The sequence below is a fragment of the Candidatus Cloacimonadota bacterium genome, from assembly GCA_034661015.1.
Classification (GTDB): domain Bacteria; phylum Cloacimonadota; class Cloacimonadia; order JGIOTU-2; family JGIOTU-2; genus JAYEKN01.
In genome coordinates, this window is sequence record JAYEKN010000006.1 from 10,571 (window position 1) to 27,977 (window position 17,407).

11 protein-coding genes are annotated in these 17,407 nt (G+C 33.3%); 7 read left to right on the plus strand and 4 right to left on the minus strand.

The window, feature by feature from the left end:
* Positions 1-443: 443 nt before the first annotated feature.
* The 3 genes from U9P79_00145 to U9P79_00155 all read right to left on the minus strand — a co-directional run bounded on the left by U9P79_00145 (position 444) and on the right by U9P79_00155 (position 4,831).
* Positions 444-698 carry a hypothetical protein gene (locus U9P79_00145; GenBank protein MEA2103044.1) on the minus strand — a complete coding sequence of 85 codons (255 nt, stop codon included), beginning with the start codon at positions 696-698 and terminating at the stop codon, positions 444-446.
* Positions 699-917: 219 nt separating this feature from the next.
* Positions 918-4,280, minus strand: coding sequence for a hypothetical protein (locus U9P79_00150; protein ID MEA2103045.1), 3,363 nt, complete (start codon positions 4,278-4,280; stop codon positions 918-920).
* A gap of 107 nt (positions 4,281-4,387) precedes the next feature.
* On the minus strand, positions 4,388-4,831 hold the full coding sequence (locus tag U9P79_00155) for a PspC domain-containing protein (protein ID MEA2103046.1): 444 nt from the start codon (positions 4,829-4,831) through the stop codon (positions 4,388-4,390).
* Between the two features lie 697 nt (positions 4,832-5,528).
* Here U9P79_00155 and U9P79_00160 point away from each other — a divergent pair.
* The 7 genes from U9P79_00160 to U9P79_00190 all read left to right on the plus strand — a co-directional run bounded on the left by U9P79_00160 (position 5,529) and on the right by U9P79_00190 (position 17,141).
* Positions 5,529-6,275 carry a hypothetical protein gene (locus U9P79_00160; protein MEA2103047.1) on the plus strand — a complete coding sequence of 249 codons (747 nt, stop codon included), beginning with the start codon at positions 5,529-5,531 and terminating at the stop codon, positions 6,273-6,275.
* A gap of 32 nt (positions 6,276-6,307) precedes the next feature.
* The gene (locus U9P79_00165; GenBank protein ID MEA2103048.1) at positions 6,308-7,318 is read left to right on the plus strand and encodes a hypothetical protein; all 1,011 of its coding nucleotides are present in this window, start codon (positions 6,308-6,310) and stop codon (positions 7,316-7,318) included.
* 62 nt (positions 7,319-7,380) lie between these two features.
* Positions 7,381-11,664, plus strand: a complete 4,284-nt coding sequence (locus U9P79_00170; GenBank protein MEA2103049.1) for a T9SS type A sorting domain-containing protein — start codon at positions 7,381-7,383, stop codon at positions 11,662-11,664.
* A gap of 178 nt (positions 11,665-11,842) precedes the next feature.
* On the plus strand, positions 11,843-13,960 hold the full coding sequence (locus U9P79_00175) for a T9SS type A sorting domain-containing protein (protein ID MEA2103050.1): 2,118 nt from the start codon (positions 11,843-11,845) through the stop codon (positions 13,958-13,960).
* A 108-nt stretch (positions 13,961-14,068) separates the two neighbouring features.
* A complete protein-coding gene (locus U9P79_00180) occupies positions 14,069-15,139 on the plus strand; it encodes a CehA/McbA family metallohydrolase (GenBank protein MEA2103051.1) in 1,071 nt (356 codons plus the stop codon).
* Positions 15,140-15,145: 6 nt separating this feature from the next.
* On the plus strand, positions 15,146-16,096 hold the full coding sequence (locus U9P79_00185) for an HD domain-containing protein (GenBank protein MEA2103052.1): 951 nt from the start codon (positions 15,146-15,148) through the stop codon (positions 16,094-16,096).
* Positions 16,097-16,148: 52 nt separating this feature from the next.
* Positions 16,149-17,141 carry a DUF814 domain-containing protein gene (locus U9P79_00190; GenBank protein MEA2103053.1) on the plus strand — a complete coding sequence of 331 codons (993 nt, stop codon included), beginning with the start codon at positions 16,149-16,151 and terminating at the stop codon, positions 17,139-17,141.
* A gap of 117 nt (positions 17,142-17,258) precedes the next feature.
* Here U9P79_00190 and U9P79_00195 read toward each other — a convergent pair.
* The coding region (locus U9P79_00195) for a type II toxin-antitoxin system HicA family toxin (GenBank protein ID MEA2103054.1) at positions 17,259-17,407 on the minus strand (149 nt) is incomplete at its 5' end.

The window sequence follows — 17,407 nt, forward strand, 5'->3', positions numbered from 1 at the left end:
AGAAATCCAACCAAGAATACTTTTATCTAATTTCACCTGCGGCAATCTCCAAAATTAATTTTGATTGTAAGAAATATGGTTTACCTTTCAACGTCAAGAAAAATGACCAAAAATATGGTTTTAACTTGAGTTAAGTCCACACTTTTCAGGAGTTGAAAATATTAAAAAATAAAATATCACCCCTATGAAATCCCAGTGAAATAAAAAAGATAAAATCATTTCACGGGATAAATAAAAAAGATAAAATCATTTCACCCGAATGAAATATCGAAAAAAATATATTTCACTGGGCATGCGGGATAAATAAAACAGATAATCCGCCGGCTGGCGGACACGAGGCAGGCGGATATTTTACTCCAAAATAAAAAATATCATTCGTGAAAATTAGTGTCAATTAGTGGCTAAATAAAATCTTCTTCAAAAATCCGCTCTTACTTCCATTTTTAATTCCCTTCGGAAAAAGATCGAAGTTCGATATTGGGATATTTTACTCTAAATGTTTTCATAATGGCTCTGTCTGCTTTGCTAAAAGCATCGGTAGCTTTGGGATCTGGAAGTTGAAAAACTTTCAGAATGACTTTTTCCCCATTGTCTTCTGCGAATATTTCTGTTCCGAAAAAGGATTGAAAAACAGATATTAAAACAAGTAAAAACAGGAAGCAGGATAATCCGCATCTATCCGAAATATATATTTTCATCAGCGTGAATCTCCAAAATTTAGATTTGACGAGAAGAAATTCGACTCACATTCCAACGTCAAAAAAAAACAACCAAAAATATGGTTTTAACTTGAGTTAAGTCCACACTTTTCAGGAGTTGAGAATATTAAAAAATAAAATATCACGGATATTTTACTCCAAAATAAAAAATGTCATTCGTGAAAATTAGTGTCAATTAGTGGCTAAATAAAATCTTCTTCAAAAATCCGCTCTTACTTCCATTTTTAATTCCCTTCGCGGTTGCGTTTCGGGATAGTTTTCGGAATTATAGCTCATAAATCCGGTAAAATATTTGCTGATCTTATAATTAAATTGCAAATTCAGGCGAGTGGATACCCCATTACGTTTGCTAAACAAAATATTCGAAAGATAATCGGAACCGCTTCTTTTATTATCCTGAATTCGATATTGAGCCATCAAATGATATTTGCTGCCAATATTGTAAACAACTCTCGGTTCGCAGATAAGAGATTTAATTTTATATTTTTCCGTATGATCAATCTTCTCACCATTTTCAAATTCATATCCGAATATATTTGAAAAAATTAAATTGTAATGAAATTTATAGCTCACATCCGTTTCAATCAAATAATCATCTGTTTTCAGAAAATCATCGGTAGTGTAGTTGGAAGTTTTGTCGGTAAAAGAAAACGTGTTTTCGAAATTCCACTTTTTTAGATTGTAAAAATTCAAACCGAAATCATATTTATCCTGCCAAGATTCATCGAATACGTTTTCATAGCGATTATCCATTTTCTTTATATTTTCGTATTGAAGTCTCGCAACAATCTTATTCTTTATGATGTTATACCAAAACTCCTCTTTAAGGCGTCTGCTTCCATATTGAGTATAATTTTCATTCATCAAAACATTGTTTTTCAACAAATAAACATCCAATTTGCGAGGGCATTCCGATTTTTCCTGAATCCCAAAATCGGATGTAAAAGTAATATTTTGCAGAAAGGAAAGAACCGGAATTTTTTTCAATTTTTCTATTCTGGAAGGATTAAAGCTCATTTTCCAGTTAAATTGCACGTCTGCAATCGGTTTTGGATTGCCAACGGTAGTGATCTCATATTCGTAATCTCCTTCTCCGTAGCCCTCATAAACCACTACGCTATCCACATAAGTATAGCTGCCATTCCCATCGCCAACATAAATAAGTTCTTTCACCTTTGGATACATTTCCTCATTCCCGATTTTATAATTTATGCGATTATAAATCCCTTCATTCAAGAATTTTGCAGAAACTCGAGTGTTAAGCAAATCAAATTTCGAATTACTCATTCCATTAAAATATTTGTTCTCACGATGCGAATATTCCAAATTTGCAGAAAAATTCTCTAAAAAATATCCAAAATTTGTCTTTATTTGCGAAGCCTTTTTAAATTTTTGCCAGTTCACTTGCAAACTGTCAATCTCATCCTGAATATATTCCAACGACATTTTTATTCTGGAAAAATCAAAAGCACTTTGCAGATTGATCCTTTGCTGACGCAACCCAAACTTTAGAGAGGTTGAATATTCATATTTCTTATGATAAAAGCCCGTTTTGAAATTTAACCATTTATAATTATAATCGGCAGAAACATTGTTAACTGCTTGGACTATTTCTGTTGAGTCGGTTTTCGATTCTTGCTTTATCCTAAAATAATCGTATGCAAATGAGGGAATGTAAGAAGCTTTTTCGTTTTGCTTAAAGGAAAAATTGTTTAAAATTTTTGTTTGATCGGTCGTTTTACCAATATCTTCTTTATAAAAAGAAATATAATTTTGCAAGAATTTTTTATAATTTAATCGAAAATCCCCACCCAAGCGAATCACGGAAATAGTATCGCGGCTGCTTTCAAATCCGGTTGTTTCATATTCTGTTTCGGCAGATTCCACGCGCGCGGTAGGATGAAAAAATTTACTCGTATATCTAAAAAATACTGAACTTTTGGTTTGGAACTTTTTGAATATTTTTCTTACATAAGAAAGATTGTTGTTTGTGGCATAACCATAGTCGTCATTTTTATCTAATGATGAAAAACTGTTGCGGTCAAAATGGCTAATCATCCCCTCTGAAAGAAGAAAAAATTTTCCATAACTCAATTTTGCACCAAAATCATAATTCGTCTTGCTCTGTGAAAAAGGAAGTTGAATTTCCGGTATATAATCACCATTTCCCTCACCAATAAATTCATAACTATAATAACCTGATTTGATATATGAACCTTGCCCCGCGCCCACATAAGAAAAATTAACCACAAAATTCCCGGTGGAATCATATCCCACATACTCGTAATGCGAATCCACTTTTATGTAATTTCCATTGCCGGTAGTTACGGAATCCACGCCGGTTTTTCGGGCGAGAAGAGGATTGTCGCCTGCTGAAGATAAAATTTCCTTGTCTTGCTCGGAAAGAGTGAAATTGAGCGGATTGTTTTTATCATCATTGTTTGAGAAAACCGACATAAATATTTTTGATTTTTCATTCCAAAGGGGGAACTCTCCCGAAACAAAATAAATATTACTTTTGAATTCTTCGGCGGTATATTCGTAATCTGCAATTATGTAGGATTCCGCTGTTATGACGTGCTTTATCTTGAAATTTATTGCTCCCTCATTATAATTTATCACATAATCATTTCCGCGTGAAAGAATTTGACCGTTGAGATAAATTTTCTCAGTACCGGAAAGAATTTTTACTCTTGAACTGTTTTTCCCCGGCAAATAATACGGTCCCTGAATTCCTTCTGTCCCATAAAAAGTATAATTTTTATGATCACCGCTGGAAATTGCAGCCGCCACACACGGTTTGTAGCGAATATTGCTCTCAAATTCCACTCCCTCCAATTTATAATCGTAATTGGCAAAATATGTATCCTGATTCCTGATAAAAAAATCTCCAAACGAAAGCGAATAATCTTTGGAATATACCTTGATAAACATCTTGTCCAAATCGCTTATTTTTTTGCTGGAACCTTCCGCAGAAATGGGAGAATTATTGTCGGAAAGTCGAGCCTGAACAGATATCGTTTTGGATAATTTTCCATCAATTTGCAAAAAGAGAGATTGATCGAGCTGCAAATCTTGATTATTGCCCAAAGAGATAGCGAAACTTTTGCTACCTGTTATCATCAATTCCGAAGAAGACAATCCATCGGGCTGATTTGATAATTTTCTGCTAAGAATTTTCTTTTGCTTCCCTTCGCCAGATTTCCCTAAATTTTCATATTGATAATAGGAAAGTAATAATTTTGCAGGATAAATCTTATAACTGATTTTGACCGAAGAACCGATAATTAATTTTTTGATGAATTTTATTTTTCCATTGCTGTAATTTAGGTAATAATCAACATTGGGGATTAATATATTTCCCCCAAAGGTTACTAATTCCGAATTCTTGATAATTCGGTTTGTTGTATCTGAAATTCCCACTTTGGCATAAAGGGGATAAATCTGCTGTTCATCAAGAATTATTATCCGCTCGCTTCTTTCAAGTAAGGAATAAAATTCTTTTGCGTAAGCGGGAGAAATTGTTAGAATGATAAAAAGAGTGAGAAGCAGGGGACGCATATTTACTTATTCTCGGTTAAATTTTTGCGGATAGACAAAGCATTTTTAGGCAGTTACATTCTCAAAGCAGGGGATTGAGAATAAAACTTAAACATCGTTTTGGCTTTCTATTCCTCATCAATTTTTCCCTCTTTGTCTTCCGGTTTATACGATAGAATTAGTGCTAATAAAATATAAACCAGAAATCCAAATCCGAATGTAAGAATTAAAATAAGAAATATAATTCTTATGATCGATGCGTCAAAATCATAATATTCTGCTATTCCGCCGCAAACACCGAAAATCATCCGATTGTCCCTGCTAAGATGAATTCCTTCTTTCTCCTCTTCATCATCAATAATTTCGATTCCATAAAATTTTTCCGGCTTTGGTGGAATGATTATCCAGGCTACCAAATAAACCAAAATACCGGTTCCAAATATTAGAACCAAAAGAATCCAAATGATTCTGACGAGTGATACATCCAAACCAAAATATTCAGCCAATCCTGCACAAACTCCACCTATTTTGTTGTTCTTCAAATCGCGATAGAGAGTCTTTTTTACTTTCATAATAATTATCCTTCCTGAAAAAATTTTGCAATCTATATTTTCTGGAATTTCAAAATGATTAGAATTTGTGTCAAGTTACTCATTTTTTTGGATTTTGGGAGTAGAGATTATGTGGTTAACTATCTGAAATTATTAATTAGAATCGTGTCCGAAAATCCTTGACATATTCCGGTGGATACTTTTGATGTAGACTAACCAAAATTTATTTAAGAGAAATTTGACAAAAATTTACTTACAATTTTCTTTTGAACAAATTTTATAAAAATTAATAATATTATGAAAGAAAAAAAATGGATGAAGCGAAAAAGTTTTTGTGTTCAAATAAAACTCGATCAGAAACGGGCTTTATGATAGAATATATTAAATTTAATATTATCATTGTCTTTCACTCTTACCTTCTATCATTTTCCATTACCCCCCCCTACTGACAATGTATGTAAACAACAAGTATAAAGCCAGTTACAATGAAAATATTTTAAGCAGAAAATCAATTACTTTATGGAAGAAAAACAAATTCACCTGACGTCAGTCTTTTCTGTTTTTCTTCTCGGAACGGAAAAGACTTAAATGTGGATGGTTGATAATGTTAATCAAAACAGAAGACACAGAAACTAATTATGAAAATCAATGTTAAGAGAGGAAAACCTTCTACAAAAATAAACAACTAATGATAATTTTAAAATTAATAGGAGTTAAAATGAATAAAAATAAAATACTAGGATTAATTGTAGGAAGTTTAATATTATTTTCTTTTCCTATAATTGCCCAGGAAGAAAGCATAACCCCGGAAGAAGCACAAAAGAAACTTGTAGCAGTTTTACAAAAGACAGTTCCTTATAGATTTTCTTCTGATCTTAAAGTCGGTGATAAAGTAGAATACAAATTAAAAGCAGACCAAGAAAATAAAACAGATATTTCATTAGAAGCGACTAAAAAAGTAAAAAACGGAATATGGGTCGTAGAGAAATATGATGAAAATGAACTGCATATGCTAATCGATAATGACACAAGAGAATTACTCGATTTCTATGGTATTGATTTTAAAGGCAGAAAACACGAACCGGATTTAGTAAGTACAAATGAGGTTATAAAGACTTATGAAGAAATCACAAATTTAAGCTCATCTGTACACAAAATGTCCGGAATAGAAAGTTGGGAAAACAGCCGAATAAATAAAAGTATTAATACAAAATTCGGTAGCATGGATTGCCAGATAGTTCAACCTTTATTTGATGATAAAACTACGCAAAATATGAAAAATATTGATCCTGAAGAAAGAAAAAAAATGCTAAATAGTGCAAAGCAATATTTTTCCAGCCAGGTCCCTAAAATGATACCATTTGAGATATCTACCCCTTTAATATCTAACCTTAATTTATTAGAAAGTTTAGAAGGTGGATTTGTCGAAAATTCTGTACTGGAATTAAAAGAATTTAACAAATAGTAAAACCAAATTTAAAAATAGAGGATACAGTTATGAAAAATATAATATTCTTTGGACTATTTATTATAACCTTAGTAGCTTTGACAGGCTGTGATTGGTACGCTGCAGAAAGAATTATTTATGAAGATTGGCTGTGCACAGTGAATACTGATGGAACTGATCTAACTTACATAAGAGAATCTGTAGGACGCCACTTTGTTGTTACCCCTGATAGTGAAAGAGTAATATTGTTTGGAACTAGTCATATTTATTCAATGAACATTGATGGCTCAAATTTTAATACATTAAATGATTCAGTTGGTAATTCCTGGGGCAGTAGTTCTCCATCAATTGATGAAACACCTGAAGGAACGAAAATTGTATTCTTATATAATACTGATATCTATCAACTGGATTTAGAGAGTAATGAAATCACAAACATTACTAATACACAAGATATTTTTGAATTCTATCCTTGTTACTCAAATAATGGAACACAAATTGTCTATACAACAAAAAAAGATTCAATTATCACTGTTTCTACTATGGATTATAATGGGGCAAATAATGATATAGTTGTTGAATATAAAAACCCAACTCTCGATTGTAGCTACTTTATGTTTCCCTCTTTTTCAATAGATGGTGAAAAAATATTTTATATTTGGTATGGTGATAGTACTTGTAAGATTGATCGCGGATTATATTCTAATAATATTGGAGATTCAACAAATCACTTTCTTTTCGAAGGCTCTCTTCCTTTTGGTATATCAATGCCTGCAGATGGAAGTAAGATTGTATTCTATAATAATGATAACCATATTTATATAATGAATGAAGATGGATCTAATTTATCTGACTTAGGAGATGCAGATTATTATAGACCTGTAATTTCAAGTGATGGCTCAGAAATCTTTTTTGCAAAACTCAGCCATATTTATATAATCAATAGTAATGGTTCAGGACGAAGACAACTAATAGATAACTCGTTAAATGATTATTGTAAAACTATTACTTTTTTACCAGATAATAGGGTAATGTGTTCTGTTCAAAGAAGGATGCGGTAAATAAAAAATTAATAACCCCCTTAATAATTATTAAAAAATAAAAAACGTAAAAGGGGTATAAAATGAACAACAAGAAAAATACAAAAATCAAACTTAATAAAACTATATATTTCACATTTATTATTGTAGTTTTATTCTATTCTAATTCATTTTGTGATATAAGTTCTATAAGTCCAACAATAAATGATCATATTCACACAAATCAATGGCAAGATTCTGGATATCCTAATGGTATTTCAAGCAATAATCCCTCCGCTACAATAACACAATCCATTGGTGCCTCAGATGATATTCAATACAAAATAACACACTATAGTAATCAATATCCAGGAATATTAACGAAAATTCAACTACCTGCAGGAACCATATATCAATTAAATTTAACACTTACGATTCCATCAAATATAATTTTAGGAGGTAATTATCAATTTAAGAAAGATAAAGCTTTAGAAGATAGAACAATTCTTGAGTTTGATCTTGGTGAAAATACAAAGAATTGTATTGAGCTAATAGGTGCAGACAACTCAGGAGTAGAAGACTTATGTATAAAGAGAATTGATTCTGGCTCTTTACCAAGTAGTGAAAAAGGTCATAATATCCTTATCCAAGACTGTGATAATTGCTGGGTAAGTGGTGTAGAAAGTTACAGACCTGTTAAGCATCATATTGATATATATAATAGTAATCATATAGAGGTGAGAGGATGTTATTTTCATGATGCACAGCATTATGGAGAGGGAGGTGCAGGATATGGAGTCCTGTGTAATGGTAGTTCTTATTGCTTGATAGAAGATAACATTTTTGAAAATCTCCGTCATTCTATGTTAGTTCAAAATGAAGCAAACTATAATGTATTCGGATATAATTATTCTATAGGAGCAAAACAAACAAATAGACCTGATTTACCAGACAACATGTCCGGTGATATGGTTTGTCATGGGCATCCTAGTGGTGGTCCACAGGGTTCTGTTGCCGGTCCGATGGGAAATCTCTTTGAAGGCAATATTGGGCAATTTATGTGGGTGGATCTTTGGCATTGGTCCAATGGGCCGGATAATACATTTCATAGAAATTCAGCAAAAGAACATGGATATCACATATATCCCCTTCAAAAAAAGCAAAATATTGTTAATAATTATTTGAAAGAAGGCAATAGATGGTTACATTTATTAGGTGGTCCTAGATATAGATTAGGTAGTTCAACATACTTTGAAAGTCACAGCCAAATTACATATAGAAATATATGGGGACACAAAAGGCATAAAACCATAGAAAGAAATACAGATTTAGAAAACTATGATGGCGATTATTATGATACATTTGCAAACGATGAATCTTATTATTATAATGAACAACCTAATTTGCTGTGCACAAGCTGGCCATTTAAACCAAAAGTAGATAATAATTCAGCTAAATTAAGATACAATGTGGGTGGATATAAACATACTAAATCACGTTTTGATAATTCTGTAGTACAAAGTTATTTTATATTAGAACAGGATATTATTTGCCCTAGCGACATGCCTGTTTTTATGCAAGATTGGCTAAATTCTGTTGACGATATTGTAATACCAGACACTGTTTGTTTGGTGATAGAACCTGGTGTAACCTTGGAGTTTGAGAGTGATATATGTATGTATGTAAACGGATCATTAATTGCTAAAGGAACTGACCATAACGATGGTGAAATTGTATTTAAGTCATTAGGGACTGGAAGATGGGATGGTATAAACATATCAAGTGCTGGAGGTCAAATATTGCCATGTGGAGTTAGCGAATTTGAATATTGTTCATTCACTAAAACGAAAAATAGATTTGGTTCACCCTTTAATAATGGTGGTGCTATTTCAGCTAGTTTCGTCTCCTATCGTAATTCACCAGATCTTGTTATAAGTAACTGTATTTTCTATAACAATAGAGGTGAACAAGGGGGGGCAATATATGCATGTTCAATTAACGATGCTGCTACTTCTGTGCACGAGAATATGACTATTATTATAGAAGACTGCGAAATAGAAAATAATGAAGCTGATGATTATGGTGGTGGAATTTGTTTATGGTACTGTGAGATATTGCTGAGAAATAACCTTATATATGAAAATGATGACACTGAAGTAATTTCTGATCTTGATGGTGCTGGATTAGCTCTCATACACTGTGACGGTGATATAATTAATAATTCAGTATTTGGTAATCGTGGGGGCGGTAATTCAGCGGCTGGTTTATTTTTCGTTGGTGGTAATATGAATATTATTAATAACACGATTTATGGAAATTGTCAATCTAAAATGTTCTCAGATATTGGCGGACAATTATTTGATAATGTAGTGAATTTTATAAATAACGTAGCAGGAAAATATCATTTCGTTTATTGGAATTCGGAACCGCATGATTTCTATATTAACTTTTATAATAATTATTATACTTATTCAACCTATGGTCTCACATGTCGTATCTTTGAACTCGATAGTTCTAACGGTTATACTTTGGGTAATTTTCTATACTTGTATCCTGAAAAGGGAAATTATATTAATAACATACACCAGCAAGGTTTACCACTACCTGTATATATAGGACTTGTAGGGGGGGATGATCCTCTTTATTTCTGTTCACTTGAAGATTATTCAGATTTAATCGATCGTGGGATTACAGAAGATGAATTCTTATCGATCGATGGATTGGATATTGAGGATTGGAATAAATTACCTTCACAGGATCCTATAGGAAATCCAAGAATAGCAGCAGATATTCTAGACATGGGATCTTATGAATATTACAATTTAGGTATCTATCTCCCTCAGAAAGATATAGATTTTGGAATTGTTCCTCATGACATAAAAGAAACAAAAGAATTAGTAATTAAAAATTACGGTGATTCTGATTTGACAAATATATCTATCACATTCGCCGATACTATTGCTGAGTACTATACAATAGATCCTGAAGATATACCAGATATAATACCTCCCAGCCTGACTGATTCTGTTTGTATACCGATTGAATTCTGCTGCAATAAAATGTTTGTCCATTGTGATGGGTTGCTTACTGTTACCACTTCGGATCCATATATACCGGAAGTACAATTAATTGTTTACGGCTCCCCTACACTCGGCCCAAAATGGAACTGGATATCATTCCCCGAACTTGTGAGAGATGACAATGGAGAACAAAACGCAGAAACTGTTATGGAACCGCTCGAACCGAATGCAATACAACTTTTACATGATCAAACTAGTATGATATATGATTATCCTGATTGGAATCATGACGACCTATATAACCTTAATAGCACTAATGGATACAAATTAGAAATGGCAAATACCTATGATTATTATCCCTTCGAGGTTTACGATTCTATTACGGTCTGTGATCCTGAAACCGCATTCGCGTTAGATGCCTGGCCCGAATGGAATTGGATTGGATATTTTATTGAAGAAAGTCAAAATCTGGATGAAGCAATTTTAGACGGAAACGGAAATAACCGATTCGATGACATATTAGCAATAAAGGCAGAAAATTGGTATTATCATAAACCCTTCGAGGATCCTCATAAATCTAAAGACTGGGGCTCCAGTCAACCCTTACCGAGTAACGTTATAAGACCCTTACATTATGGACGAGGGTATTTAGTTCAATTAGAAAAGAATGTTAATTCTTTCACTGCTCATTGGAATAATCCCAATCAAAATGAAGAAAATAAATTTACAAAGAGTGAAACAGAGACATTTAATTTCGATGAGAAAGCCGATTATGAAGCTATAGATGTAATCGGTTTAGATGAGGGTGCAGAAGAGATAGGTGTATTTATAGAGGAAGATTGTATCGGTGCTGCTGTTGTGGAAGATAGTTCTGCTCAGATTCTGGCTTATACGGAAAATACTTCTCGCAATACTCAAACTCTAAATTTTGTAGTATCTTATGGAAACAGAAATTCAAAGAGTTTTAAAAACTATTATGTCTATAACTGTCAATTTAAGACATTTGTAGAGGACAAGATAGTAGCAGGAAAACAGGATTACTCGATTGTAAGATTAAATAAAGAGGATGATTCAAATATAGAAAAGATTCGTTTGTTACAAAATTACCCCAATCCCTTCTCTCCAACAATCGATAATACTTCTATTTCTTACTCTCTCCCCAAAGAATCAAATGTAGAAATATCTGTTTATAATATTAAAGGTCAAAAGGTTATTACACTGGAAGATTCCAAAATTCAAGCAGGAACACATTTTACTACATGGGACGGTTGTAATACAAATGGTAATAGAGTTGCTTCAGGAATCTATTTTTACAAACTGGAAACAGAAGATAAAAATATAACCAAAAAAATGTTGTTAATTAAGTAATTTAAACATACAGGGGGTCGGTTATTCCGATCTCCTGTTCTTTTAAGGTTTAAATATAAAAAAATTAATATTTCTTTTCCTAATAATAGTTCCATTATTTCTATTTGCAAATACTATAACTGTAGATATAAATGGAACAGGAAATTTTACTTCTATTCAAGCAGGAATCGATAATGCGGTGGATGGAGATACGGTGCTGGTTTATCCCGGGACTTATTATGAGAACATAGATTTTTTGGGCAAAAATATCAAATTAGGAAGTTTGTATTTAACTACAGGAGTTGATTCTTTTATAAGAAATACGATTATCGATGGTAATCAAGAAGGAAGTGTGGTTAAGATTACGAATAGTTATAATAACTCCCCGATTCTATGTGGTTTTACAATAGAGAATGGTAATGGTTCACCTTCTCCAGGTCCTTATAATTATAAAGTAGGAGGGGGGATATTCATAAATCAGAGTAGTTGTAAAATTAATAGTTGCATTATTAAAAACAATATCGGTTATAGAGGAGGAGGAATATATGAACATGGAGGATATACTCCAACTTTAGAAAATTGCACCATTTTTAACAATCAAGCTTTTTATCAAGGGGGTGGGATTTATTGCTGGGAGATAACATTAAGCCAGGATAGTTTATGCAATGTTTATATGAATTATGCTGGTGACGGATGCGATTTTTATGGTGGTTATGAATATGCTGAAGTTTTTGTAGATACTTTTACTGTTTTAAATCCGGACAAATTCTATTTTTCCGCACGTTCTGATTATACTTTTAACTGTCAAAATACTAAAATAGAACCTATAAATAGTGACCTCTACGTATCTCCCCAGGGAGATAATAATAATTCCGGGCTCACACCGGATGATCCCTACAAGAATATCTATAAAGCACTCATCATGATAAATTCGGATAGTACTCATCATAACACTATCCATCTATCACCCGGAAGATATTCACCGTTTGAGACAAATGAAAAATATCCCATTAATCTACGAAGTTATGTTTCTATTATGGGAGATAATCCCGAGAATACTATTTTAGATGCAGATAGTCTTTCTCGACTTTGTCTTGATAGAAGTAATGAAAAGGATGTAACTATAAAAAATCTGACGTTTACTAATAGCTGTCCCATAGAATTTGGCTATGGAGCAATGATGTTGTTTCAACCACGTGGCTTTATATTAAATAAATTAATATTTACTAATAATTATGCAGAACATAAATCCGCTATATCTATTTTATCAACTGGGGAGATTTTAGATTCTACAAGTCTTTATTTAGAGGATGTTTTGATAGAAAATAATTATCAACGGGCTGCCGGATTAGAAGCAAAAGAGCTTGTTTTAAAAAATGTTGTTGTTAAAAATAATCTTCCGGATTATTCAGCAGAATTTCCTACAGGAGGAGGGTTAACACTATTTGGAATTTATAATCCTGATAACTACAATTTTTATCTATATAATGTCGAGATAACTGAGAATGTAAATGTAGATAATGAATGGAGTCACATGCCTTCTGCTTTAAGGGTTTCTAAAGCTAATTTAAATATGGTAAACTGCACAATAGGTAATAATTCTGCTACTTCGGATGGTGAGGCTTTTAAAATACAAGAGGGAGCAACAGTAAATATCTATAACAGCATCCTTTATGGCGATACTCCGAGAGAAATATTCGTTGATGGTACTTATGAATCATGTGAGCTAAATGTATATAATTCACTAATTGAAGGTGGAATGTGGGATATTTATACAGTAGGAAATAACACCATAAATTGGGATGGGAACAATAATCTTCCCGGTGATGCTGATCCTTGCTGGATAGGAAGCGGAGAATATCCGTATCAGTTATTGAATATTTCCCCCTGTATAGACGCCGGAACATTGGATTTACCGGATGGAATAGAACTTCCGGAATATGATCTTGCGGGAAATCCCAGAATCTATGGAGAAACTGTGGATATAGGAGCCTATGAATGGAACGGATATGCAATCAATGAAAAACCGGAAGATGAAAATCCAAACTTAATTCTTGCCCCCAATCCTTTTTGCAATCAAACTTCCATATCTTTTCAACTTACCCAAACAGGAATCGTGAATCTAAGCATTTACAATATAAAAGGACAAAAAGTAAAAACTTTGATTGATGCGTTTTCCTGTCCTGCAAAATTTCAAGTAAACTGGAAAGGAACAGACCGTCACGGCTATCCGGTAGCCAACGGCACTTATTTTGCAAAATTAATTATTGATGACAAAGAGAAGGTAGTAAGGAAGTTTATAAAGCTAAGTGATTAAAATTTGAAGTTTAGGATTTATGTTGGTGCAGGGATTATGTGGTTCCGGATTCAACTACACTTCCATTTTCATTGACAGAACATACATTGTCTGAAATTAAATGCCTTAATGAAAATAAAAAAAATATTCGGGCAAGAAATCTTTGAATATACAGGTTGCATTCATATTCACACAGAGCATTCCTTTGACGCTCGGGGAAAAGTCGAGGATATAATTGAGGATGCCAAAAACGCAGGGCTGGATTACATCGCAATTGCAGATCATCTTTCGATGCAAGCAAAAAAATCTTTAGGCAAAAGCAAATTCTTTACAATCTGCGGTTATGAAATGAACGATAGCAAAAAAAATAATCATTATCTCACTTTTCATACTGACCAAGTTCTATCCCCATCTTTAAGTGCAAAAGAATATGTAAAAAATATCGCAGAAAATAACGGTGTCGGTTTTATCGCCCATCCATTTGAGAAAAGGATTACGAAAAAATATCGAAAATTTGAATGGACTGACTGGAGCATCACAGATTTTGACGGTATTGAAATCTGGAATTTTCTTTCACAGTGGACAGGCACGATAAATTTTTTAAACTTGGTCTTCAGAATTTTATTCCCCTATTTCTCCATCACAAAACCCCCATCAAAAAATCTAAAAAAATGGGATGAATTTAACTTAAAGGGATTCCAAAAATCCGCTATCGGTGGGATAGATGTGCATGCAAACCGTTATTCTTGGGGACCTATAGGATTCACACTTTTCCCTCACAAACAGCTTTTTCAAACCATTAGAACCACTATCTGGCTAAGAGAAAAATTGAATCCAAATAATTACGAAACCATAATCCTTACAGCCCTAAAAAATGGCAACTCCTTTATTGTAAATCACAAACGCCAACATTCCCGCAACTTTTATTGTGGAATTATTTCCAAGACTACAAAAAAATTTGCTTTGCCCGGTGAAAATATTTCACTTGCAGAGGGCGAATTGTTTTTATCGGTCTATACACCACAAGATTGCACGATAAAAATTATCCATGATGGAAATAAAATTCAATCGGAATATATTAACAAACTATCAATCCCCATCACAGAAGCGGGATTTTATAGAGTCGAAGTCTATCTCGGATTATACGGCTGGATATTCTCCAACCCAATCTATGTAACTGAAAACAATAAAACAAAATGAGGAACTATGAAAAAATATTTTACAAATAACCTTAATGAGCAAATGGGAAAAGAAATCGTGAGTTTTTTTGCAATTAGTGAAAAACAATTGCGCCGAAGTAGAGCGGGAAAATCATATATCCGTGTTTCATGCGTTGACAACACTGGAATGATTACGGGAAATATCTGGGAAAACGTAAAATCATTGAACAAAAAGTTTAACGAAGGAGATATCGCAAAAGTGCAGGCTCTCGTAGAGATGTATGCCGGTTCGCTTCAATTTAACATTACACAAATTCGAACTGCTCAGGAGAATGAATACGATATTTCCGATTTTCTGGCAACCACTCCCAAAGATGTGGACAAACTAACTGATGAACTTTTTGATTTTATTGATTCCGTGAAAAATCCTTATTTGAACGAATTGCTACACCTTATTTTTGATGACAAAGAATTTTTGAAAAATTTTGTTAACGCACCGGCTGCAAAGTCTTGGCATCACAATTTTATCGGAGGTTTGCTCCACCATTCCATTACTGTAACAAAAATTTGTGATGCAGTTTCTCATTTTTACGAAGGCATTGACCGGGACTTGCTTATTTCCGGAGCGTTAATTCACGACATCGGCAAAATTGAAGAATATCATACAAAACCGTTTATTGATTTTACAGACACCGGAAAACTGATCGGGCATATCGTTCTTGGGAACAAAAAAGTAGTAGATGAAATTGAAAAAATAAATAATTTTCCCTTAAATCTGAAACTTAAAATTCAGCATTTACTTCTAAGTCATCATGGAGAACGCGAAAAAGGTGCGGTTGTCTTGCCCAAAATTAGAGAGGCAATTCTCATGCATTTTGCCGATAATATGGATGCTCAAACTACCGGTGCAGAATCAATAATCAAAAAGGCGATTGATGAAAAACGAACTTGGTCGGAGTATGACCGTTTGACAAATAGGGCATACTTTACAGAATAAAATTTAATTTACAAACTTAATAATTGGGGAATAAGTTAATTAAAATATTACTATGAAAAACAAAAATCAGATAACGGCTTTAGCCTTGTTCTCAGGCGGATTAGACAGCATTCTTGCGATGAAACTCATCCAAAAACAGAGAATAAAAGTTATTCCGATTTGCTTTGAATCTCCTTTTTTCGGATCTGGGAAAGCGAGATATATTGCAAAAAAATTGGGGATGAAATTAAAAATAATTCAATTGAAGGATGATTATCTTGAAATGGTTCGTAATCCGAAATTCGGCTACGGAAAAAATCTAAATCCCTGTATTGACTGCCATGCTTTCATGTTCCACAAATTGGGCTCAATGCTAAAACGGATGAAAGCAGATTTTCTCATATCCGGTGAAGTTCTCGGGCAAAGACCAAAATCGCAAACAAAAGTCGCTCTGGCAACCGTTTCAAAAAACTGTGATTATAAAGACCTGATAGTTCGCCCGTTATCACAAAAATTGCTTCCTGATACAAAACCGATTTTAGAAGGTTGGGTGGACAAAGAAATGTTAGAAGATATTCAGGGACGAACCAGAACACGCCAGATGGAACTTGTGAAAGAATTTGAAATTGTTGATTATCCTTCTCCTGCCGGGGGGTGTTTACTAACTGAAAAACGAATTTGCACCCGCCTTCAAGATTTGATGGATCGCAAGATGTATTTTTACAATTTTGTCAATCTTTTGCGTTATGGCAGGCATTTTCGCTTGAATAACAATACAAAATTAATACTTGGCAGACACAAAAAAGATAATGAAAACTTGCAAAAATTTACTGTGGGAAACATGCTCCATTTGCATGCAGTTGATTTTCCCGGACCTTATGGTGTATTGAATTTTTTGGAAATTCCCCAAAAAGAAACATTAATTTTGTCAGCCAAAATTCTATTACGCTATATTGCAAATATACAGTCTGTTGCTAAAGTTTCCATTAGATCTGCAACCGGAAATGAACAAATTGTGGAAGTCGAACCGTTTGCTCAAGGAGAAGAACAAGGATATTTGATTTAGAAGATTTTGGGGTGAGAGTAAAAATTTGAAACCACCAGTCTTCACTACGTTTTGCCTTGGTAAACGAATTTTACCTGTCTGCGTTTTTGTCAAGTGCAGCGGGGGATTAGATAGCCATCATAGACACTTAAATAATTCATCCATTGTTAAGTGAATATCTTTTGCTATTTGACGCAATAGAATTGGTGAAATATCTTTACTCTTATGAAATGGAACTGTAGTTACTCTACCATCATTATGTCGAAATTGCTTGTGTGAACCCCTCT